The sequence below is a fragment of the Cellulosimicrobium arenosum genome (assembly GCF_014837295.1).
Taxonomy (GTDB): Bacteria; Actinomycetota; Actinomycetes; order Actinomycetales; family Cellulomonadaceae; genus Cellulosimicrobium; species Cellulosimicrobium arenosum.
Window position 1 is genome coordinate 132264 of record NZ_JACYHB010000005.1, and the last position, 20969, is coordinate 153232.

Annotated in this window: 21 protein-coding genes and 1 riboswitch; of the genes, 10 read left to right on the plus strand and 11 right to left on the minus strand. The window is 73.5% G+C overall.

Going from position 1 to position 20969, the window contains the following annotated elements; translation table 11 throughout:
- Positions 1-5 precede the first annotated feature (5 nt).
- The 4 genes from IF651_RS08135 to IF651_RS08150 all read right to left on the minus strand — a co-directional run bounded on the left by IF651_RS08135 (position 6) and on the right by IF651_RS08150 (position 3239).
- The gene (locus IF651_RS08135) at positions 6-602 is read right to left on the minus strand and encodes a dihydrofolate reductase (protein WP_194720004.1); all 597 of its coding nucleotides are present in this window, start codon (positions 600-602) and stop codon (positions 6-8) included.
- Positions 599-1417 (minus strand): thymidylate synthase, encoded by an 819-nt coding sequence (locus IF651_RS08140; protein ID WP_338403844.1) that lies wholly within the window; start codon positions 1415-1417, stop codon positions 599-601. The genes IF651_RS08135 and IF651_RS08140 overlap by 4 nt, the downstream gene beginning before the upstream one ends.
- Positions 1418-1499: 82 nt before the next feature.
- Positions 1500-2225 (minus strand): alpha/beta fold hydrolase, encoded by a 726-nt coding sequence (locus tag IF651_RS08145; protein ID WP_191828607.1) that lies wholly within the window; start codon positions 2223-2225, stop codon positions 1500-1502.
- A gap of 63 nt (positions 2226-2288) precedes the next feature.
- Entirely contained in the window at positions 2289-3239 is a 951-nt protein-coding gene (locus IF651_RS08150) for an alpha/beta hydrolase (protein ID WP_191828608.1), read from the minus strand.
- A gap of 231 nt (positions 3240-3470) precedes the next feature.
- Here IF651_RS08150 and IF651_RS08155 point away from each other — a divergent pair, with 231 nt between their 5' ends.
- On the plus strand, positions 3471-4880 hold the full coding sequence (locus tag IF651_RS08155) for an NAD(P)/FAD-dependent oxidoreductase (RefSeq protein ID WP_191828609.1): 1410 nt from the start codon (positions 3471-3473) through the stop codon (positions 4878-4880).
- Here IF651_RS08155 and IF651_RS08160 read toward each other — a convergent pair.
- Complete coding sequence (locus IF651_RS08160) at positions 4862-5821, minus strand: RNA polymerase sigma-70 factor (RefSeq protein ID WP_191828610.1); 960 nt, start codon at positions 5819-5821, stop codon at positions 4862-4864. The two genes, IF651_RS08155 and IF651_RS08160, sit on opposite strands and share 19 nt — an antisense overlap.
- A gap of 62 nt (positions 5822-5883) precedes the next feature.
- On the minus strand, positions 5884-6627 hold the full coding sequence (locus IF651_RS08165) for an SDR family oxidoreductase (RefSeq protein ID WP_191828611.1): 744 nt from the start codon (positions 6625-6627) through the stop codon (positions 5884-5886).
- Positions 6628-6811: 184 nt separating this feature from the next.
- Here IF651_RS08165 and IF651_RS08170 point away from each other — a divergent pair, with 184 nt between their 5' ends.
- The 3 genes from IF651_RS08170 to IF651_RS08180 are packed head-to-tail and all read left to right on the plus strand — an operon-like array spanning position 6812 to position 8858.
- Positions 6812-7339 (plus strand): OsmC family protein, encoded by a 528-nt coding sequence (locus tag IF651_RS08170; RefSeq protein WP_191828612.1) that lies wholly within the window; start codon positions 6812-6814, stop codon positions 7337-7339.
- A 23-nt stretch (positions 7340-7362) separates the two neighbouring features.
- Positions 7363-8325, plus strand: a complete 963-nt coding sequence (locus IF651_RS08175) for a hypothetical protein (protein ID WP_338403845.1) — start codon at positions 7363-7365, stop codon at positions 8323-8325.
- Positions 8322-8858: an SRPBCC family protein gene (locus IF651_RS08180; protein WP_191828613.1), complete on the plus strand. Its 537-nt coding sequence runs from the start codon at positions 8322-8324 to the stop codon at positions 8856-8858. The genes IF651_RS08175 and IF651_RS08180 overlap by 4 nt, the downstream gene beginning before the upstream one ends.
- An 86-nt stretch (positions 8859-8944) precedes the next feature.
- Here IF651_RS08180 and IF651_RS08185 read toward each other — a convergent pair whose 3' ends face one another.
- Entirely contained in the window at positions 8945-9781 is an 837-nt protein-coding gene (locus IF651_RS08185; RefSeq protein WP_241744240.1) for a PadR family transcriptional regulator, read from the minus strand.
- A gap of 293 nt (positions 9782-10074) precedes the next feature.
- Between IF651_RS08185 and ddaH the strand changes: the two genes are divergently transcribed.
- From ddaH to IF651_RS08210, 5 genes are all read left to right on the plus strand, one after another.
- Positions 10075-10917, plus strand: a complete 843-nt coding sequence (gene ddaH, locus IF651_RS08190; RefSeq protein ID WP_191828614.1) for a dimethylargininase — start codon at positions 10075-10077, stop codon at positions 10915-10917.
- Complete coding sequence (gene rocD, locus IF651_RS08195) at positions 10914-12149, plus strand: ornithine--oxo-acid transaminase (protein WP_191828615.1); 1236 nt, start codon at positions 10914-10916, stop codon at positions 12147-12149. Before ddaH ends, rocD begins: the two co-directional genes overlap by 4 nt.
- A 10-nt stretch (positions 12150-12159) precedes the next feature.
- Positions 12160-13455, plus strand: coding sequence for an aspartate aminotransferase type Ic (locus IF651_RS08200; protein ID WP_338403847.1), 1296 nt, complete (start codon positions 12160-12162; stop codon positions 13453-13455).
- Between the two features lie 161 nt (positions 13456-13616).
- A complete protein-coding gene (locus IF651_RS08205) occupies positions 13617-14636 on the plus strand; it encodes an ATP-binding cassette domain-containing protein (protein ID WP_191828617.1) in 1020 nt (339 codons plus the stop codon).
- Positions 14636-15484 (plus strand): ABC transporter permease, encoded by an 849-nt coding sequence (locus tag IF651_RS08210; protein ID WP_191828618.1) that lies wholly within the window; start codon positions 14636-14638, stop codon positions 15482-15484. Before IF651_RS08205 ends, IF651_RS08210 begins: the two co-directional genes overlap by 1 nt.
- Before the next feature lie 48 nt (positions 15485-15532).
- Here the strand turns inward: IF651_RS08210 and IF651_RS08215 are convergent, their stop codons facing one another.
- A complete protein-coding gene (locus tag IF651_RS08215; RefSeq protein WP_191828619.1) occupies positions 15533-16462 on the minus strand; it encodes a universal stress protein in 930 nt (309 codons plus the stop codon).
- A gap of 128 nt (positions 16463-16590) precedes the next feature.
- A complete protein-coding gene (locus tag IF651_RS08220; RefSeq protein ID WP_241744241.1) occupies positions 16591-17361 on the minus strand; it encodes a C40 family peptidase in 771 nt (256 codons plus the stop codon).
- A gap of 49 nt (positions 17362-17410) precedes the next feature.
- Positions 17411-17601, minus strand: a riboswitch (cyclic di-AMP (ydaO/yuaA leader).
- Positions 17602-17864: 263 nt separating this feature from the next.
- Between IF651_RS08220 and serC the strand changes: the two genes are divergently transcribed.
- Positions 17865-18989 (plus strand): phosphoserine transaminase, encoded by a 1125-nt coding sequence (gene serC, locus IF651_RS08225; protein WP_191828722.1) that lies wholly within the window; start codon positions 17865-17867, stop codon positions 18987-18989.
- 88 nt (positions 18990-19077) lie between these two features.
- On the opposite strand, the gene IF651_RS08230 is transcribed toward serC, so the two are convergent.
- Together IF651_RS08230 and IF651_RS08235 are read right to left on the minus strand one after the other, a co-directional pair.
- Complete coding sequence (locus IF651_RS08230) at positions 19078-20424, minus strand: MFS transporter (protein WP_191828620.1); 1347 nt, start codon at positions 20422-20424, stop codon at positions 19078-19080.
- Positions 20421-20879 (minus strand): MarR family winged helix-turn-helix transcriptional regulator, encoded by a 459-nt coding sequence (locus IF651_RS08235; protein WP_191828621.1) that lies wholly within the window; start codon positions 20877-20879, stop codon positions 20421-20423. The genes IF651_RS08230 and IF651_RS08235 overlap by 4 nt, the downstream gene beginning before the upstream one ends.
- Positions 20880-20969: the final 90 nt, after the last annotated feature.

Here is a 20969-nt window from a genome sequence, read left to right on the forward strand (position 1 = left end):
TCCGGTCAGTCGCGGTCGGCCGTGACGATCCGGTAGCGGAGCCCGGTCGACGACGACCGCCACTCGCCCACGCTGGTCCGCCACCCCGCGGGCAGGACCGGCGCGAAGGTGTCGCCCTCGACCACGGCGTCGATCTCGGTGACGACGCAGCGGTCCGCGAGCCCGATCGTCGCGGCGTAGAGCTGCGCGCCCCCGATCACCCACACCTCGCCGTCCGACGCCGGCGACCCGTCCGTCTCCGTGGCGACGGCGGCCCCGGCACCGGCCCGCGCGATCTCCAGCCCGGTGTCGACCGAGCCCGCGACGAGCACGGGCGCGCCGGCACGCCCCTCGCGCGGGCCGCCGTCCGGCAGCCAGCCGTCCTGGCGCGTGACCACGACGTTCGTCCGGCCCGGCAGCGGGCGGAACCGGGGCGGGAGCGACTCCCACGTGCGCCGGCCCATGACGACCGGGTGCCCCGACGTGACCCGCTTGAAGTGCGCGAGGTCCTCGGGCAGGTGCCAGGGCATCGCGCCGCCCGCACCGATGACGGGACGCCCGGCGCCGTCGCGCGCCTGCGCCCAGATCAGCCCCAGCACCGGTGCGCTCCTCTCGCGGGTCATACCGCGATCGGAGCCTTGATCGTCGGGTGGTGCTGGTACCCGACGACCTCGATGTCCTCGTACTCGTAGGCGTCGATCGAGTCGCGCGGCGCGAGGCGCAGCGTCGGGTACGGGTACGGTGCGCGCGTGAGCTGCTCGCGCACCTGCTCGACGTGGTTGTCGTAGATGTGCACGTCACCGCCGGTCCAGACGAAGTCGCCGACCTCGAGGCCGGTCTGCGCCGCGACCAGGTGGACGAGCAGCGCGTACGACGCGATGTTGAACGGCACCCCCAGGAACAGGTCGGCCGATCGCTGGTAGAGCTGGCACGAGAGGCGTCCGTCGGCGACGTAGAACTGGAAGAGCGCGTGGCACGGGGGCAGTGCCATGTTCTCGATCTCGGCGACGTTCCACGCCGAGACGATGTGGCGTCGCGAGTCGGGGTTCGACCGGATCTGCTCGATCACCGCGGCGATCTGGTCGACGTGGCGCCCGTCCGGCGTCGGCCACGAGCGCCACTGCACGCCGTAGACCGGGCCGAGCCCGCCGTCGTCGTCCGCCCACTCGTCCCAGATCGTCACGCCGCGGTCCTGGAGCCAGCGCACGTTCGAGTCCCCGCGCAGGAACCACAGCAGCTCGTACGCGATCGACCTCAGGTGGACCCGCTTGGTCGTGACGAGCGGGAAGCCCTGCGACAGGTCGAACCGGACCTGGCGGCCGAACACGCTGCGCGTCCCCGTCCCCGTCCGGTCGCCCTTGGGGGTCCCGTGCTCCAGGACGTCACGGAGGAGGTCCTCGTACGGTGTCGGGATGCCGGTCGGTGCGTCGATGGCCACGGCGCCAGTCTAGGCACGCGGCCGCGCGCGAGGGCCGACGACGCCGGGACCCGCCCGGCGCCGTCGGCCCTCGCGCGGGTGGTCAGGCTGCGGCCCTGCTCACCGCCTGCACGGCGTCGAGGACGACCTTCGCGACGGCGTCGGGCCGGGAGACCGAGAGCGCGTGCGACGCCCCGGGGATCTCGGTCGTGCCGCGCGACCCGGCCCGCTCGGCCAGGAACCGCACGGTCTCGGCGGGGATGTTCTGATCGAGCTCACCGTAGACGAACCACGACGGGACGCTCCGCCACGCCGGGTCGGCGGTCGTGAGCGGCTCGCCGAGCGCCGCCGCGGTCACCGGGCGCTGGGCGACCGCCATGAGGGCCGCGGTCGGGGCGTCGACGTCCGCGACGAACTGGCCGTGGAACAGGTCGTGCCGGATGGCGAGATCCTGCCCCCCGTCGGACAGCGGGGTGGGCACGAGGGCGTCGCCGAGCGTGCTGCCCGGGAAGCGACCCGACAGGTCGATCGCGCTCTCCCCCGTGTCCGGGGCGAACGCGGCCACGTAGACGATCCCGACGACGCCCGGCACGCCGGCCGCGGCCTGCGTCGCGACCATGCCGCCGTAGGAGTGCGCGACGACGACGACCGGCCCGTCGATCGCGGCCAGGGTGTCGTGCAGGTAGGTCGCGTCACCCGAGAGGGAGCGCAGCGGGACGGCGTTCGCGAGCGTGGGGACGCCTGCGGCGCTCAGTCGTTCGACGACGCCGTCCCAGCTCGTGGAGTCGGCGAACGCCCCGTGGACGAGGACGACGGTGGGTGTGGACATGATGGTTCTCCTGGTGTGTGCGGACGTGCTGGGCTGACGGGTGAGGTGCCGGCCGGTGGCCGGTCAGAGCGTGCCGAGCGCGGTGCGCAGCACGTGGACGGCCTGCTCGACCGCGGCGGTGCTCGCCGCGGTGGGGCGCAGGGGGTCGAGCATCATGAAGTCGTGGTGGATGTGGTTGTAGCGCACGCTCGTGACGCGCACGCCGGCCTGCAGGAGGCGACGGGCGTAGGCCTCGCCCTCGTCCCGCAGGACGTCGTTCTCGTCGACGACCACGAAGGCGGGCGGGAGCCCCGTCAGGTCGTCGAGCGTCGCCCGCAGGGGTGAGGCGGTGATCTCGCCGCGGCGCTCGTGGTCCGGCAGGTAGCAGTCCCAGAACCAGGCCATCCCCCGCGCGGAGAGGAACGGTCCGTCGGCGAACTCGCGGTAGGAGTCGGTGTCCTGGCCCGCGTCCGTGACCGGGTAGTACAGGGACTGGTGGACGAAGGTCACGTCGCCCCGCTGCTTGGCGAGGATCGCGAGCGCCGCGGTCATGTTCCCGCCCACGGAGTCGCCCGCGACGGCGAGCCGGGACGCGTCGAGGCCGTGCGACGAGCCTTCCGCCGTGATCCACCGCGCCGTCGCGTACGCCTGCTCGATCGCGACGGGGTACCGCGCCTCGGGCGACCGGTCGTACTCGACGAAGACCACGGCCGCCCGTGCGCCGACCGCGAGCTCGCGGACCAGGCGGTCGTGCGTGCCGGCGTCGCCGAGCACCCACCCGCCGCCGTGCACGTAGAGGACGACCGGCAGCGTGCCGGTCGACCCGGCAGGGCGCACGACCCGGATCCGGACGTCGCCGACGTCCGCGGGGACGGTCAGCCACTCGTCGTCGACGTCGGGCTTCTCGACGGGTGCGGCCTGGAGGTCGTCGAGGACCGCGCGGGCCTTCTCCGGGCCCAGCTCGTAGAGGAACGGCGGCTTCGAGGTCGCCTCGGCGAACTCCTGCGCCTGCGGTTCGAGGACGTGATCGCTCATGGTCGTGCTCCTTGCCGTGGGAGGGGCGGTCCGGTGCGGGCCGGGCGGCGGGAGCCCGACCCGCCGTCGATCACCCGACCGGGCGGAGCGGCGGAGCGTGACACCCGGACCTTCCCCACGACCGTGTGACGAACGACGTGCGCCCGCCGGACCAGGGCCTGTCACGCCCTGCCGGGCCGCGCGGTCGAGAGGGTGAGAGCGCGCAGCGGGCGCGCAGCACTGGAGGCGGTCATGGAACGCATCGTCATCGTCGGCGGCGGCTACGCCGGGTTCACGGCGGCTCGTGAGCTCGAGAAGCACCTGCGGCACGAGCTGCGCCGGGGCGAGGTGGAGCTCGTCCTCGTCGACCCGCGGCCCTACATGACGTACCAGCCCTTCCTTCCCGAGGTCCTCGCGGGCTCCGTCGAGGCGCGGCACGCGGCCGTCGCCCATCGCAGCCACCTGCGCCGCACCCGGCTCGTCGCCGGGTCGGCGACGCGCATCGACCACGCGCACCACGTCGTCCTCGTCCGGTCCGAGCACGGTGACGAGCCCGGTGACGAGCCCGGTGACGAGCACCCGCTGCCGTACGACACGGTCGTCGTCACGGCGGGTGCGGTGACGCGCGTCTTCCCGGTGCCCGGCGTGGCCGAGCACGCGATCGGCATGAAGCACGTCGAGGAGGCCGTCGCGATCCGCGACCGGCTCCTCACGTCGTTCGACCGGGCGGCGAGCCTGCCCGCCGGCCCCGAGCGCGCATGCCTGCTCACGGCGACGTTCGTCGGCGGCGGGTTCTCCGGCGTCGAGGGGTTCGCCGAGCTGCTCTCGTTCGCGCACGACCTGCTCCGCCTCTACCCGGAGATCGAGGCGTCGGAGCTGCAGCTCCACCTGGTCGAGCGCAACCCGCGCATCCTCCCCGAGGTCACCGAACGGCCCGGACGGTGGGTGGTCGACCAGCTCGAGCGGCGCGGCGCGCACATCCACCTCGACAGCGGTCTGGAGTCGGCCGAGAACGGTGTCGTCACGCTCTCGACCGGCGAGTCGTTCGCGTCCGACCTGCTGGTGTGGACCGCCGGCAACGCGGCGAACCCCGTCGTCGCGACGCACACCGACCTGCCGGTCGACGCGCGCGGCTACGTCGTCGTGCGGCCGGACCTGCGGATCGGGACCGACGACGCCCCGGTCGACGACGCGTGGGCGGCGGGCGACGGCGCGGCGGTCCCCGACCTCGCCGTGCCGCGACCGGGGGCTCTCGCCGTGCCCAACGCGCAGCACGCGGTGCGGCAGGGACGGCGGCTCGCGGCCAACCTCGTCGCAGCCCGCCGCGGCCGTCCGACGCGCCCGTACGTGCACGGCAGCCTCGGTGTCGTGGCGACCCTCGGCCTCGGGTCCGGCGTGTTCGAGTACCGCCGCCTCGTCGTGCGCGGACGGCTCGCGTGGCTCATGCACCGCGGCTACCACGTCCTCGCGATCCCGACGTGGGAGCGCAAGGTCCGGGTCCTCGCCGTGTGGCTCACCGCCGGCGTGTTCGGTCGCGACGTCGTCTCGCTCGCCTCGGTGCAGCAGCCTCGTGCGGCCTTCGCTGCCGCGGCCCCGGCGGCGACCGTCCGCCCGACGCCCGCCGCCACGGCGGCGGAGCCCCGTCAGTCCGCCGAGGCGTAGGCGCGGAGCTTGTCCGGGTTGACCTGGACGAAGACGTGCTCGACACCGGCGGGCGACACGTCGAGCGAGACGAGCGCGACGCGCCCCGACGCGTAGGCGATGACGAGGGCGGGCAGCCCGTTCGCCTCGACGACGCGCACGTCCGCCCGGGCCCACTGCTTGCGCCACAGGTTGTCGAAGAACAGGGAGACGCGCGCGACGCCGACCAGCTCCTGGCGCGAGGCGTGGACCTTGCCGCCGCCGTCGGCGCTCGCGACGACGTCGGCGGAGAGGAAGCGCTCGAAGCGCGCGAGGTCGCCGTCGTGCGCGGCGGCGACGAACTCGTCGAGCAGGCGCCGGTGCTCGCCCGGGTCGACGGGGACGGGCTCACGATCGCCCAGGCGCTCGCGCGCACGCCGCGCGAGCTGGCGTGCGTTCGCCTCGCTCAGGTCGAGGATCTCGGCGACGCGGCGGTACGGGTAGCCGAAGGCCTCGCGCAGGACGTAGACCGCGCGCTCGGTCGGCGTGAGCCGCTCGAGGAGCACCAGGGTCGCGATCTGGATCGCCTCGGCTCGCTCGGCGCCCAGGGCCGGGTCCTGCGACGTGTCCACCGGCTCCGGGAGCCACGGCCCGACATAGGTCTCCCGGCGCGCCCGCGCCGAGGTGAGGACGTTGATGGCCAGGCGCGTCACGACCGTGGTGAGGAAGGCTGCCGCGTTGACGACGCGCGTCCGGTCCGTCCCGTGCCACCGCACCCAGGCGTCCTGCACGACGTCCTCCGCCTCGTCCACGCTGCCGAGCATGCGGTAGGCGATCCCGAACAGCTGAGGGCGCACCGAGAGGAACGGCTCGAGGGCGTCTCGTCCCTCGTCGGCACCGGCATACGCCGACGCGTCCGACGACGAGGCGGCGGGGGACGACGTGCCGGAGGACGTGCCGTCGCGGCCGTCGCCTGAGCTCATGCGGCCACGCTACGCGTCGTGCGCCGGTGCGTCCCGGGAGAACCGGGACGCACCGGTCCGGGTCACGCGGCGGAACCGACGAACTGCTCGAACGAGACGCGCCCGATCGCCGAGTCGCCCTCCGGCACGAGCGCGCCGTCCGCGAGGAGGGCCCCGAAGTAGCGGGCGGACGGGTCGGCGACCACCTCGCGCGTGTCGCCGCGGGCAGCGAGCGCCTCGCGGACGAACGCGTCGAAGCGCACCCGCTCGGGACCGGCGATCTCGCTGATCCCGTCCTGCGGCGCGGCGACCGCGATCTCCGCGAGCCGACGCGCGACGTCCGCCGACGCGACGGGCTGGAACGCCACCGGCGGGATCCGGACGACCCCGTCGACCTCCGACGTGTCCGCGATCTGCTTCGCGAACTCCATGAACTGCGTCGCGCGCAGCACGCTCCACCCACGACCCGACGCGCGCACGAGCTTCTCCTGGGCGACCTTCGCGCGCATGTAGCCCGCGTCGCTCCGGTCCGTCCCGACGATGGACAGGATGATGTGGTGCCCGACGCCGGCGCGCTCCTCCGCGTCGAGCAGGGTCCCGGTGGACGTCGTGAAGAAGTGCAGCACGTCGTCGTCCGCGAACGACGGCGAGTTCGACACGTCCACGACGACGTCGGCGCCCGCGAGCGCCTCGTCCACCCCGGCACCGGTCAAGGTGTCCACCCCTGTGCTGGGCGCGGCGACGACCGCCTCGTGCCCGGCCTCCTGCAGGTCCGTCACGACCTGGCTCCCGATCAGCCCGGTCCCTCCGACGACGACGATCTTCATGACGAGTCCTCTCCTGGCGCGTGCGGCCCGCGGCCGCCTGACGAGAGGTCGACCGGGCAGGGCGCCCGGTTGTGACACCCGGGCGCCCGGACCGGGAATCGCCCACCCCGCTCGCGCGTTCTGACGGACGACCGACCGGTGGTCCGCACGGACGCCGGATGACCAGGAGTGCGAGGATCACCGCATGACGACCGAGCGACCCGCTGACACCTCGACCGAATCCACGGACGCCGGCACGCACGCCGGCACCGGCACCGGCACCGAGATCGCGCCGTCGTCGCCGTCCCCGAGCGACGCGCTGTGGGTCGAGCGGACGGGCGTGCGCACGTACACCGGCTACTCCGAGCGCGGCGCCCAGGTGCAGATCGGCCCGGCGAGCGAGGGCGCGGTGTTCACCCCGGGCGAGCTGCTGAAGATCGCGCTCGCAGGGTGCGCGGGCATGAGCTCGGACCGGGGGTTCGCCCGCCGGCTGGGTGACGACTACCGCGTCGTGATCCACGTCGAGGGCGCCAAGGACATGGCGGAGGACCGCTACCCCGAGATCACCGAGCGGTTCGAGATCGACCTGTCGGAGCTCGACGACGATGCGCGCGAGCGCCTGCTCACCGTCGCCGAGCGTGCGATCGAGAAGACCTGCACAGTGGGACGCACCATCAAGGCCGGCGCGAGCGTGCAGACGCTGTTCGACCAGCCGGGTGGCAGCATCGAGTGATCGGCCGGAGATCGGGAGACAGCGTGGCGAAGAAGCAGCGTCGCAGCGAGATGACACCGCTCCCGGGCGCGCCCGGCACACCCGAGTACGGGACGCCGCCCCCCGACGCGGCCGTCGACCTGTCCACGGCGGACGCCGAGGACTGGTCGAGCTACCGCGCCACGCCGCTGCTCGATGCCCTGATGGAGCGCGCGGTGACGATCCCGTCCCACGTGGTGCGCGCGCACGTCGACTCGGTCCGGCGTCGCAACCCCGAGGCGGGGCCCGCCCAGATCGTCCGCATCCTGGAGCGCGAGTACCTGCTCGTCATCCAGGCCGCCGGCGGTGCGGTGGGGGCCGCGGCGGCGTTCCCCGCGGTCGGTACCGGCGTCGGCATCGCGCTCACCACGAGCGACGTGGCGACGTTCTTCGCGTCCTCCGCCGCGTTCGCGCTCGCCGTCGCGGACGTGCACGGGATCGCGGTGGAGGACGCCGCGCGACGTCGCGCCCTGCTGCTCGCGACGGTCCTGGGCGAGCGGGGCGCGCGCGACGTCGAGCGGGCCGCGCAGGGCTCGGGCCTCGCGTGGGGCAAGGTGCTGCTGACGACCATGCCTGCGGGCACGCTCGTCAAGGTCAACAAGGCGCTGGGCAACAGGTTCCTGCGGACACAGCTCGCGAAGCAGTCCGGTCTCGCCCTCGGTCGCCTGGTGCCGTTCGGCGTCGGCGCCGTGGTCGGCGTCGCCGGAGCACGCGCGCTCGGGCACGGTGTCGTCGGCCAGTCGCGGCGGGCCTTCGGGCCCCCGCCGACGACGTTCCGGCACCTGATCGAGGTCGTGGAGTCCCCGGTCGAGGACGCACGGCCCGCCCTCGTGCCCGTGCCCGACGACGACTCGTCCACCGCGCGCCGACGCGGAGCCCGGCGCCTGCTGCCGCGGCGTCGGCGGTCCACCACCGAGAGCACCACCGTCGAGGACGCGGTCGACGACGGCCGGGTCGACGCGTCGTGAGCGCGACGCGGCCACGACCGTCGGACGACGCGGAGCCGTCCGTCCCGCGCCGTCCCGTTCCCGGGCGCGGCGTCGTGGTCGCGCGCGACGTCCCGGTGGACGCGAGCGTCGCGTTCGCGTGGGTCGCCGACCTGCGTACCCACCCGCGCTTCATCCCGCTGACCCGCATGGCGACCCCGGCGACGCGTGGCCCGGAGGTCGGCGACCGCGTGACGATGGTGAGCGGCCCGCTCGTCGACCGCACGGGCCGCGGCTTCCGGGACCGGATGGTCGTGGAGTCGCTCGTCCGCCCGTCCACGACGACCGGTCGCCGCGGGTCCACCCGCGTGCGCAAGGAGGGGCCGGTGCTGCTCGGCGACGCCGGGTTCGTCGTCGTACCGCAGAGCGCCGACCGGTGCCGGGTCGTGTGGTGGGAGGACGCGTACCTCGCGGGTCCGTTGCCGCGCCGGGTGAGCGCGCCGCTCGTCGGCATCGCGCTGCGCTGGATGATGCGCGTGTCCCTGCGCCGGCTGGGGCTGCTCCTGACGCGCTGAGAGAGCCGAACGATCGCCACGCACGACGGAGCCCGGGTCGGCCCTGATCAGGATCAGGGGCCGACCCGGGCTCGGTGTCGGCGGGGCTACCCGGCCGTCGGAGCGTCCTCGACCGGAGCGTCCTCGACCGGGGCGTCCTCGGTCGTGGCCGTCGCGGGGCCGGCGAGGATCAGGTAGAGCTCGCGGCGCGTCGTCTCGAGCAGCTCCGCCGCGGCCTTCGCCTGCGCGTCGCTGCCCGTGCGGGCGACCTGCTGCACGGCGGCCGCGACCGCGCCGACGGCGTCGCGCAGCTCGTGCCGGGAGCGACCGCCGCGGCCGGCGGCGTCCGCGAACGGGTCGCCGATCTCGTCCGCGTGCTCGGTGACGTAGGTGGTCCCTGCCTCGGTGAGCGACGCGAGGCGCCGGCCACCCTCCTCGGCGAGCTCGACGAGCCCCTCGTCCTGGAGGAGGTTGAGCGCCGGGTAGACCGCGCCGGGGCTCGGGCGCCAGAGGCCGCCGCTGCGCTCGGCGATCTCCTGGATGAGCTGGTACCCGTGCTTGGGCTGCTCGACCAGGAGCAGCAGGATCGCGGCGCGGACGTCGCCGCGGCCCGCGCGGCCCGGTCCTCGGCCGCGACCGCCCGGCCGACGTCCGCCCGGACCGAAGCCCGGACCGAAGCCCGGGCCGAAGCCGGGGCCGGGTCCACGGCCGTCGAAGCCGGGGCCGCCGGCGGGCGGGCCGCCGAAGCCGCCACGACCGCCTCCGCGGCGGGCGCCGCCCCGACCACGGCCGGAGGGCACGTCGCCGCGGAACCAGTCCGCGTCGTCGGGCAGGGGTGGGAAGCCGTCGCGACGGCGCATGCCGGGACGGGGACCGCGGCGGTCGCCGGGGTGCTGGGACATGTTCTCGGGGTTCGGGCCCCGGTGCTGGTGTGCGTGGTTCATGGGAGTGCTCCTGATGAGGTGATGTGGTGTGAAGGGTGGTGGGGCGGGCCGCAGGGCCCTGCCTCGAGCCGGCCCGCCGGGCCGGTGTCGTCGCGAGCTGACGCTCAGCGATGTAGTAACGCTATATCGCTAGACTATCGTCGTCAACCCCTCGATCGTTCGTGTGCCGCCGCAGGACGCGACTGCCGCCCGGACGTACGCTGGCAACCCAGCGCGTCACCGGGCACCACCCGCGCCCGGGCCACCCGCCGCGTCGCACACCCCGCGGAGCGGCACGCCACGAGGAGGCGACGATGCCCGCAGGCCACCGGCACTACCTCATGTGCCCACCGACCCACTTCACGGTGAGCTACGAGATCAACCCGTGGATGGACCGCAGCACGCCCGTCGACACCGCGCTCGCGACGGCCCAGTGGGAGCGCCTGCGCGACACGTACCTCGACCTCGGCCACACGGTCGAGACGATCGAGCCGGTCCCCGGTCTGCCCGACATGGTCTACGCCGCGAACGGCGCGACGGTCGTCGACGGGCTCGTCTACTCGGCTCGCTTCACCCACCCCGAGCGCGCGGCCGAGGGGCCCGCCTATCTCAAGTGGTTCGCCGACCACGGGTACGTCACGCACCTCGCCGAGCACGTCAACGAGGGCGAGGGCGACCTCCTCACCGTGGGCGGCAGGGTCCTGGCCGGCACCGGGTTCCGCACGGACCGCGCTGCGCACGCCGAGGCCGCCGCCCTGTGGGGGCGCGAGGTCGTGACGCTCGACCTGGTGGATCCTCGCTTCTACCACCTGGACACCGCGCTCGTCGTCCTCCGCGGCACCGACGGGGCACCGGACACGGACGTCGCCTACTACCCGCCCGCGTTCTCCCCCGCCGCGCAGGAGCGGCTGCGCGACCTCTACCCCGACGCACTCCTCGCGGGCGAGGAGGACGCCGTCGTGCTGGGGCTCAACGCCGTGAGCGACGGGACCCACGTGGTGCTCAACCCCCGGGCCACGCACCTCGCCGGCGCGCTCCGCGAGCGCGGCTACGAGACGCTCGGGGTCGACACGTCCGAGCTGCTGCGCGGCGGTGGCGGCGCCAAGTGCTGCACGCTCACGATCCGGCACGCGCCCGACCCCGACGGCGCCCCGTGACCACCCCCGGCGCACCGCCGGCTGCGGGCTCGCTGGTCCACAACTACGACCCGCTCCGCGTGACGATCGCGACCGCGCAGGGCCCGTGGGTCACGGACGTCGCCGGGCACCGCTACCTCGACCTGCTGTCCGCGTACTCGGCACTGACCTTCGGCCATCGCCACCCCCTGCTGGTCGACGCCGCGACGCGGCAGCTCGGGCGGCTCACCCTCACCTCGCGCGCGTTCGGGCACGACCTCCTGCACCCGTTCGCCGACGCGCTCGCCGAGCTCGTCGGACCGCTCACCACGGGCGGGCGCGACGCGCTCGTGCTGCCGATGAACACCGGCGCCGAGGCGGTCGAGACCGCGGTCAAGGCGGCCCGGAAGTGGGGTTACGAGGTCAAGGGCGTCCCGCCCGACGAGGCCACGATCGTCGTCGGGTCGGGCAACTTCCACGGGCGCACGACGACGATCGTCTCGTTCTCCGACGACGCCGACGCGCGCCGCGGGTTCGGTCCGTACACGCCCGGCTTCCGCGTGGTCCCCTTCGGCGACGCCGCGGCCGTCGCCGCGGCGATCGACGGCACCACGGTCGCGGTGCTCCTGGAACCGGTCCAGGGCGAGTCCGGGGTCGTCGTCCCGCCGGACGACTACTGGCCGACGCTGCGCGCGACCACGGCCGAGCGCGACGTGCTGCTCGTCGCGGACGAGATCCAGTCGGGCCTCGCGCGCACCGGGACGACCCTCGCGTGCGAGCTGTGGGGCGTGCAGCCGGACCTCGTCACGCTCGGCAAGGCGCTCGGCGGCGGGATCGTGCCCGTCTCCGCCGTCGTCGGGCGGCGCGACGTGCTCGAGGTCCTCACCCCCGGCACCCACGGGAGCACGTTCGGCGGCAACCCCCTCGCGTGCGCCGTCGGGCTCGCGGTCGTCGAGCTGCTCGCCTCGGGCGAGCCGCAGGCACGGGCGCGCGAGCTGGGCGCGGTCCTGCACCCACGGCTGGCCCGGATGGTCGCGGACGACCTGCTCGACGACGCACGCGGCGTCGGGCTGTGGGCCGGGCTCGACCTCGACCCGGCGCGCGGCACGGGGCGCGACCTGTGCGAGGCGCTGCTCGCACGCGGCGTGCTCGCGAAGGACACGCACGGGTCCACGATCCGGCTCGCGCCCCCTGCGGTGATCTCCGTGAACGAGCTCGAGACCGCGCTGTCCGCCCTGGAGGATGCCCTGTCAGCCCTCGCCGAGGCTCGGTAGAGTCGCGAGGGTGACGACGCAGCCCGTTCCCCCAGAGCCCACCGCACCCACGACCGCGCCGGAGGACCTCGTGGCCCGGCTCGCGGACCTGCAGCAGGACTACGCCGCGCTCCAGGCGCGCGGTCTCACCCTCGACCTCACGCGCGGCAAGCCGTCGGCGGAACAGCTCGACCTGTCCGACGCCCTCCTCGCCCTCCCGGGCGAGGGTGTGCACACCGACGCCGACGGCACCGACGTCCGCAACTACGGCGGTCTGCAGGGGCTCCCGCAGCTGCGCCGCATCTTCGCCGAGCTGCTCGGCCTGCCCATCGAGCAGCTCCTCGCCGCGGGCAACGCGAGCCTGACGCTCATGTACGACACGCTGACGTACGCGACGCTGTTCGGCGTACCGGGCTCCGAGCGCCCCTGGGGCCAGGAGGAGCGCGTCCGCTTCATCTGCCCCGTCCCGGGCTACGACCGCCACTTCACGGTGTGCGAGGCGCTGGGGATCGAGATGATCACCGTCCCCATGACGCCGGACGGGCCCGACGCCGAGGCGGTCGCGGCGCTCGTCGCCGACGACCCGAGCATCAAGGGCATGTGGGTCGTGCCGACCTACGCGAACCCCGACGGCTCGGTCGTGAGCGAGGACGTCGCGCGCCGGCTCGTGTCGATGCCGACCGCCGCCCCCGACTTCCGCATCCTGTGGGACAACGCGTACGCGCTGCACCACCTCACCGAGGACGAGGCGACGAGCGCCGACGCGGTCGGCCTCGCCGCCGAGGCAGGACACCCGGACCGCGTGGTCCTGTTCGCGTCGACCTCGAAGATCACCTTCGCGGGCGCTGGTGTCGCCTTCCTCGGGTCGTCCCCGGCGAACGTCGCGTGGTTCTCGAAGCACCTGTCCGCGCAGTCGATCGGCCCGGACAAGGTCAACCAGCTGCGGCACGCGCTGTTCTTCGGCGACGCCGAGGGCGTGCGCGTCCACATGCGCAAGCACCGTGACATCCTCGCCCCGAAGTTCGACGCGGTGATCGGCGTCCTCGCCGAGCGGCTGGGCGAGGTCGCGACGTGGAGCGTCCCGCGCGGCGGGTACTTCGTCACGCTCGCGGTGCAGCCGGGCACGGCGTCACGCGTCGTCGAGCTCGCCCGGGCGGCGGGCATCGCGCTCACACCCGCCGGCGCGGCGTTCCCCTACGGGGACGACCCGCAGGACTCCATCCTGCGTCTCGCCCCGACCCTGCCCCCGCTCGACGAGGTGCGGGTCGCGATGGACGGCGTCGCGACGTGCGTGCTGCTGGCCGGGGCCGAGCGCGCCGCGGACTAGCGGGTCGTGGACGGGCCAGGCTGCTGACGAATATCACTGGTCGCCGGCAGCCCGCTCCGGGCACGATGGTGTCCACCACCGATGAGTTCGCCCGGCGGTGCGCGTCGGAACGGTGGTGGGCGCCAGCGGGCGCCGCCGGACCCGCGACCTGAGGAGTGGACATGAGCCCGTCGTCGACGGACGACCTCGCGATCGAGGCACGTGGCCTCGTCAAGCACTTCACGAGCGGCAAGTCGGTGACGAAGGCGGTCGACGGCATCGACCTGACCGTCCCCGAGGGCACCGTGCTCGGGGTCCTCGGCCCCAACGGCGCCGGCAAGACGACGGCCGTCCGCATGCTCGCCACCCTCCTTCGACCCGACGCAGGCACGGCCACGGTCCTCGGGCACGACGTGGTGCGCGACGCCGACAAGGTGCGGTCCGTCGTCGGGCTCACGGGGCAGTACGCGTCCGTCGACGAGGACCTCACGGGTACGGAGAACCTCGTCATGCTCGCCCGTCTCTACGGCTTCCTGGGCGGGAGCGCACGCGCACGCTCCACCGAGCTCCTCGACGCGTTCGGGCTCGGGGACGCCGGCGACCGCCAGGTCAAGACGTACTCCGGCGGCATGCGCCGCCGCATCGACCTCGCCGCGAGCCTCGTGATGAGCCCCCGCGTGCTGTTCCTCGACGAGCCGACGACGGGGCTGGACCCACGCAGCCGCAACCAGGTGTGGGACATCATCCGGGTCCTCGTCGCCGACGGCGCGACGGTCCTCCTCACGACGCAGTACCTCGAGGAGGCGGACCAGCTCGCGGACAAGATCGCGGTGATCGACCACGGCCGCGTCATCGCCGAGGGCACCGCGACCGAGCTCAAGCGGTCCGTGGGGCAGGGCGCGGTCCATCTGCGGCTCGCCGACTCGGCCCAGCGGGCCCGAGCGGCCGAGCTCGTCGCCACCGTCCTGGGTGCCGAGGTCTCCCTCGCCAACGACCCGTACGCGTTCTCGGCACGCGTGCCCGACGACGGCGGTCCCGCCGTCGCACGCCTGCTGCCCGCGCTGGACGACGAAGGCATCGCCGTGCCCGAGTTCTCGCTCGGCCAGCCCAGCCTCGACGAGGTGTTCCTCGCCCTGACCGGGCAGCCGCTCGACGAGGATCCCGGCGCGAGCGACGACGAGACGATCGAGGAGGTGGCCTGATGGCGACCGAGCAGACCACGGCAGCAGAGCTGCGGGCACCCGAGGCGAGCGCGCTGCGCGAGGCCGTCGCGCTCGAGCACCGACCGGGCCGGCCGTCTCCCGTGTCCGCGACCCTGACCTACACGTGGCGCGCGCTGCTGAAGATCAAGCACGTGCCGGAGCAGCTGTTCGACGTCACGGTGTCGCCGATCATCTTCACGCTCATGTTCACGTACCTGTTCGGCGGCGCGCTGGCCGGCGACGTGACGACGTACCTGCAGTTCCTGCTGCCGGGCATCCTCGTCCAGGCGGTGCTGTTCACGACGATCTACACCGGCTACACGATGAACAACGACATCACCAAGGGTGTCTTCGACCGGTTCCGCTCCCTCCCGGTGTGGCGGCCCGCGCCGATCGTGGGCGCCCTGCTCGGGGACACCGTGCGCTACACGATCGCGTCGATCGTCACGCTCACCCTCGGGCTCGTGCTCGGGTTCCGCCCGTCGGGCGGGGTGGTCGGCGTCGTGCTCGGCGTGCTCATGCTCCTGGTCTTCGCGTTCGCGCTGAGCTGGGTCTTCACGATCCTCGGCCTGCTCATGCGGTCCCCGAACGCCGTCATGGGCACGTCGATGATGGTCCTGATGCCGCTGACGTTCGCGTCCAACATCTTCGTGGACCCGTCCACGATGCCGGCCGTGCTGCAGGGCTTCGTCGACGTCAACCCCGTCTCGCACCTGGTGACCGCGGTCCGCGGCCTCATGGCCGGTGAGCCCGACCTCACCGCCGTGACGTGGGTCCTCGTCGCATCGGTGGTCCTCACCGCCGCGCTCGCCCCGATCACCATGCGCCTCTACCGCAACCGCAGCTGACGCCCGGCCGCTGGCGCCACCCCGGGGCCACGGCCCACGGGGCGGGACTCAGTCCTCGCTCGCCTCGTCGTCGCACTTCTTCGTCACGACCATCACCGGGCACTGCGAGTGGTGCAGCACCGCCTGGCTCGTCGAGCCGAGCAGCAGGCCGCGGAACCCGCCGCGCCCGCGCGAACCGACGACGATGAGATCGGTCGCCGCGGAGAACTCGGTCAGCAGCTCCGCTCCGGAGCCGTCGAGCACGACCCGCTTGATCGTCAGCCCGCTGTCGGCCTCGTAGCGGTCGACGATGACGTTCAGGCCCTCGGTCATGTCCGCGAGGATCTGCTCGTGGTCGATCGAGGCGGGGAGCCACGCGAGCAGCCCGGCACCGCTCCCGAGCGGGACTCCGGCGACCGCGACGAGCTCGGCGTCCCACGCGCGCGCCTGGCGCACGGCGTGGCGCAGCGCGATCTCGGCAGAGGGTGACCCGTCCACACCGACGACGATCCGCCGGACGGGTTTGACCGGGGGGAGCTCGTCCTGCGCTTCGCCACCGTCGGGCTGCCGGAACGGCACCACGACGGTCGGGCAGTGTGCATGGGCAGGCAGAGCCGAGGAGACGGTGCCGAGCAGTCGTTCCGTGAAGCCGCCGCGGCCGCGGGTCCCGACGACGACCATGGAGTGCTCGCCGGACATCTCCACGAGCATCCCGGCAGCGTCTCCGGTCGTCACGGTCGCGGTGGTCGGGACGCCGGTCGCCTGGGCGCGTGCCTGCGCCTCCTCGAGGACTGCGCGTGCGCCCTCCTGGATCGCCGTGTCGTCGAGCGCGGCGTAGCCCCCGTCGAGCGACGACGCGGTGAACGACGGGAGCGAGTAGGTGCACACGACGTGCAGCGACCGACCCAGGCGCAGCGCGTACGCGGCGGCCCAGTCGACGGCGTGCAGGCTGGGTGCGGAACCGTCGACACCGACGAGGACGCTGTCGGTTCGGGTCATCGGCGACTCCATCTCGTCGGCATTCCCAGAGCGGGTAACGAACGAGTCAAGAATGCCACAGACCCCGCCCTCACGCGAGGATCTCGCGGAGGACGGGGTCCGGGTGGTTCAGCGTGCGTGCCGAGCGGTCAGGCGACGCGGATGAACGTGGGGTTCGACTGCCAGATCTGGCGGAACTGGATGGTCTTGCCGGGGCGCGGGGCGTCGATCTGCGAGTTGCCACCGGCGTAGATCGCGATGTGGCCGGGAGTCCAGATCAGGTCGCCGGGCTGAGCCTGCGAGCGCGGGATCTTGGTGCCGACGGAGCCCTGTGCACCGGAGGTGCGGGGAAGGCTGATGCCTGCCTGGGCGTAGACGTAGCTGGTGAAGCCGGAGCAGTCGAACCCGTTGGGGGTCGTGCCGCCGTAGACGTACGGGACGCCGACGTACCGGCTCGCGATCGAGATGATCGTGCTGCCCTTGGCCGAGTCCGGGACGGAGACGGACTGCTCCTCGGCGGGCGCCTCGGCCTGCTGAGTGGTCGCCGCGGCCTGCTCCGTGGTGGCGGTGCGCTCCTGCGAGCGGCTCGTGCTCTCCACGCGGACGGGCTCCGGCTCAGGCTCCGGCTCGGGCGCAGGCGTCACCGAGACGGTGGCCTTCTCGACCGCGAACGACGCGTCCGCGTCGACGACCACCGCGGGGGCGGCCTCGAGCGCCTGGTGTGCCTGTGCGGTCAGGGCGCTGAGATCGACGGCGTTGAGCTTGCCGGATTCGCTGTCCACGGGGGCGGCGGTCGCGGGGGCCGCAGCACCGATCATCGAGACGATCAGACCCGACGACGCCGCGACGACCGCGGTACGGCGGCCCACGGTCGACATCTGGTCGGACGCGACCTGCGCGAAGGAATTGAGTGGCGTCAAGGGACGCCGCGCCGCGCGGTGGCGGGCGCGAGTCGAGCTCACAGTCACAGTTGCCTCTCCTGTACGCCTACGAAGTCAGCTGTCGGGTTCGGGTGGGAGAAATCACCCGGCCCTGCGAACCGAGGTTCGCCGGGCTTCACCCCGAGGACGCTGTTGCCAGCGCCCGGAAGTGGGTCCCCCGCCCCTGTCGTCGGGTCGTCGTGAACCTCGCGCGGTGACAGGGTTCGGCGTCCGCTCAAGGGCTCCGTCGGATGGGTTTTCCGGTGGAGCACGATGAACCTACAGGACGCGTCTCCAAAAGTCACGTTCGGATCACGACGCGGGTCGCGCAATCGTGTCCATGCAGGTCAGAGCACCTAATTCATCCACCGCGGGCGGGCCGCCGACCCGTGGAGCGGTCACGGAGGACGTGACGTCGCCCGCGCGCGTATCGTGACGTCGTGCCCGAGCCGACCTTGCCCGCACCCCCGCCCGCACCGCACGCGCGCGTTCCCTCGTCCGGGATCACGATCCCGGCAGGCCTCCTCCCCGCGGACGGACGCTTCGGGTCCGGCCCGAGCAAGGTCCGCGCCGCCCAGGTCGACGCCCTGGTGGCGGCCGGCCCGCACGTGCTCGGGACGTCGCACCGGCAGGCGCCGGTCCGCTCGCTCGTGCGGCGCGTGCGCGAGGGGATGGCAGAGCTCTTCGCGCTCCCGGACGGCTACGAGGTGGTCCTCGGCAACGGCGGGTCGACGTCGTTCTGGGACGTCGCGACGGCGTGCCTCGTGCGCGAGCGTGCCCAGCACGCCGCGTTCGGCGAGTTCGGCTCGAAGTTCGCGGCGGCGACGACCGCGGCGCCGTTCCTCGAGCCGTCCCACGTGATCACGGCCGCGCCCGGCTCGATCGCGGTCCCGGAGCCCGCAGCCGACGTCGACGTCTACGCCTGGCCGCACAACGAGACGTCGACCGGCGCGATGGCGCCGGTCCGCCGCGTCCCCGGCTCGCGCGAGCAGGGCGCGCTCACGCTCGTCGACGCGACGTCGGGCGCAGGCGCGCTCCCGGTCGACGTGTCGGAGACCGACGTCTACTACTTCGCGCCCCAGAAGGTGTTCGGGTCCGACGGCGGCCTGTGGCTCGCGCTCTGCTCACCCGACGCCCTCGCGCGCGCCGAGCAGGTCGAGTCCAGCGGGACGCGCTGGGTGCCGGAGTCCCTGTCCCTGCGGACGGCCGCGGCGAGCTCGCGCCAGGACCAGACGCTCAACACCCCCGCGATCGCGACGCTCGTCATGCTCGCGGAGCAGGTCGAGTGGATCCTCGGCAACGGTGGGCTCGGCTGGGCCGCCGCACGGTCGGGCGAGTCGGCCACCCACCTGTACGGCTGGGCCGGGTCGCGACCGTGGGCGACACCGTTCGTCTCGGACCCCGCCCATCGCTCGACCGTCGTCGGGACGATCGACCTGGACGACGCCGTGGACGCGAAGGCCGTCGTCGCGGCACTGCGTGACCACGGTGTGCTCGATGTCTTCCCCTACCGCAAGCTGGGCCGCAACCAGCTGCGCGTCGCCATGTTCCCGGCGATCGAGCCCGACGACGTCCGCGCTCTCACCGCGTGCGTCGATCACGTCGTCGAGCAGCTCGCGAGTTCCTGACGTTCCTCGCGGCGCTCCCGCCAGGCCCGGCACGCCCCGGCACAGCCCGTCCCCGCCGTCCGGCGTGGGTCCGTCAGGCGGCGGTCCGTCAGGCGGAGCGGACCGCGTGCTCGGCGTCGTCCACCGCGATCCGGTCCCGAGCCTTCGCTCGGGCCGGCGCCTCGACGGCCGGCGCGGCGTCCAGGTAGCGCACCTGGAGGTGGGGGCGCTGCAGCACGCGGTAGCGGACCTTGAGGTTCCAGCTGCGCGAGGCCCACAGTGCCGCGGCGACGGTGACGAGCACGCCCGTGATCGCACCGATGCCGATCGACCAGCGGGGACCCCACGCCTCGCCGATCCAGCCGACGATCGGTGCGCCGACCGGCGTCGAACCGAGGAAGACGACCATGTAGAGGGACATGACCCGCCCGCGCATCGCGGGGTCGACCGAGACCTGGATGGTCGAGTTCGCGGCGGTCATCATCGTGAGGGAGGCCAGGCCGACCGGGACGCACATGAGCGCGTAGAGCTCGTACGTCGGCATGACCGCCATGACGCCCAGCGCCACGGAGAACGCGAACGCCGCCCCGATGACGAGGCGCACGCGCGGACGCTCGCGCCGCGCTGCGAGGAGCGCGCCCGTGAGCGAGCCGACGGCGAGGATCGAACCGAGGACGCCGTACTCCCCCGCGCCCTTGCCGAACTCGACGCGCGCCATCATCGCGGAGGTGAGCTGGAAGTTGACCCCGAACGCGGACACCACGCCCATCACGACCATGGTGACGACGACGTCCGTGCGGGTGCGCACGTACCGCAGACCTTCGCGGATCTGCCCCTTCGCGCGGCCGGCGCTCGCCATCCCCTGCAGCTCGGCGGTGCGCATGAGCGCGAGCGCGCCGATGGTCGCGGCGAACGTCACCCCGTTGAGCACGAAGCTCCAGCCCGGCCCGACCGCGGCGATGAGCAGACCCGACACCCCCGGGCCGACGAGGCGCGCCGCGTTGAACGACGCGCTGTTGAGCCCGACGGCGTTGGGCAGCTTCTCGGCCGGGACCATCTCCGCGACGAACGTCTGGCGGACCGGGTTGTCGAACGCCGTGACGACCCCGAGCAGCGTGGCGAAGACGTACACGTGCCACAGCTCCACCGCACCGCTGAGCACGAGCGCCCCGAGCCCCAGCGCGAGCACGCCCATCGCCCCCTGCGTGACCATGAGGAGCCGGCGCCGGGGCAACCTGTCCGCGAGCACCCCCGCCCACGGAGACAGCGCGATGACGGGGAGGAACTGCAGGGCCGTCACGAGGCCCACCGCGATCCCGGAGTCGTCGCTCAGGACGGTCAGCACGAGCCAGTCCTGCGCGATGCGCTGCATCCACGTCCCGACGTTGGCGACGAGGGCGGCGGCGAACCAGACGCGGTAGTTGTAGTAGCGGAGCGAGGCGAACGTCCTGCTCATCGAGCGGCGATCCTCCTCAGGAGCTCGTTGGCGCGGGCCAAGGTCTCTCTCTCGTCGGCGGTGAGTGCGGACAGCTGCTGCGTGAGCCAGGCGTCGCGGCGCCGGCGCGTCTCGGCGACCTCCCGGGTCCCGGCTTCCGTCAGCCGCACGACCACCTGACGACCGTCGGTCGCGTGCTCGGCCTTCTCCACCAGGCCCAGCTCGACGAGGCGGTTCACGGCCCGGGTCATGGACGGGGGCCGGACGCGCTCGTGCTCGGCGAGGGCGCTCGGGGACAGGGCCCCGTGCTTGTGCAGCACGGTCAGGACGCCGAACTGGCCCTCGGGGAGGTCGGCCTCGCCGCGCTGGGCGCGCAGGCGGCGCGAGACACGGGTCAGGGCGACGCGCAGCTCCCCACCCAGCGATGCCGGTCGGCACTGCTCGCGCGTGGGCGCACCGGACTCCGCAGCAGACATGGTCGTTAGCCTACGTCATTACCTTGCGTAACTACATGGAGCGAGAGCGACATCACTCGCGCAGCCCGCCGCGACGCCGCGGGCTCTGCA

Bases quoted from the DNA above. Each gene is read 5' to 3' on its own strand.
- IF651_RS08235 (WP_191828621.1), bottom strand. From the start codon at position 20,879: ATGTCTGCTGCGGAGTCCGGTGCGCCCACGCGCGAGCAGTGCCGACCG.
- IF651_RS08135 (WP_194720004.1), bottom strand. From the start codon at position 602: ATGACCCGCGAGAGGAGCGCACCGGTGCTGGGGCTGATCTGGGCGCAG.
- IF651_RS08165 (WP_191828611.1), bottom strand. From the start codon at position 6,627: ATGAAGATCGTCGTCGTCGGAGGGACCGGGCTGATCGGGAGCCAGGTC.
- IF651_RS08185 (WP_241744240.1), bottom strand. From the start codon at position 9,781: ATGAACCACGCACACCAGCACCGGGGCCCGAACCCCGAGAACATGTCC.
- IF651_RS08215 (WP_191828619.1), bottom strand. From the start codon at position 16,462: ATGACCCGAACCGACAGCGTCCTCGTCGGTGTCGACGGTTCCGCACCC.
- IF651_RS08230 (WP_191828620.1), bottom strand. From the start codon at position 20,424: ATGAGCAGGACGTTCGCCTCGCTCCGCTACTACAACTACCGCGTCTGG.
- IF651_RS08145 (WP_191828607.1), bottom strand. From the start codon at position 2,225: ATGTCCACACCCACCGTCGTCCTCGTCCACGGGGCGTTCGCCGACTCC.
- IF651_RS08170 (WP_191828612.1), top strand. From the start codon at position 6,812: ATGACGACCGAGCGACCCGCTGACACCTCGACCGAATCCACGGACGCC.
- IF651_RS08150 (WP_191828608.1), bottom strand. From the start codon at position 3,239: ATGAGCGATCACGTCCTCGAACCGCAGGCGCAGGAGTTCGCCGAGGCG.
- ddaH (WP_191828614.1), top strand. From the start codon at position 10,075: ATGCCCGCAGGCCACCGGCACTACCTCATGTGCCCACCGACCCACTTC.
- IF651_RS08155 (WP_191828609.1), top strand. From the start codon at position 3,471: ATGGAACGCATCGTCATCGTCGGCGGCGGCTACGCCGGGTTCACGGCG.
- IF651_RS08160 (WP_191828610.1), bottom strand. From the start codon at position 5,821: ATGAGCTCAGGCGACGGCCGCGACGGCACGTCCTCCGGCACGTCGTCC.
- IF651_RS08205 (WP_191828617.1), top strand. From the start codon at position 13,617: ATGAGCCCGTCGTCGACGGACGACCTCGCGATCGAGGCACGTGGCCTC.
- IF651_RS08210 (WP_191828618.1), top strand. From the start codon at position 14,636: ATGGCGACCGAGCAGACCACGGCAGCAGAGCTGCGGGCACCCGAGGCG.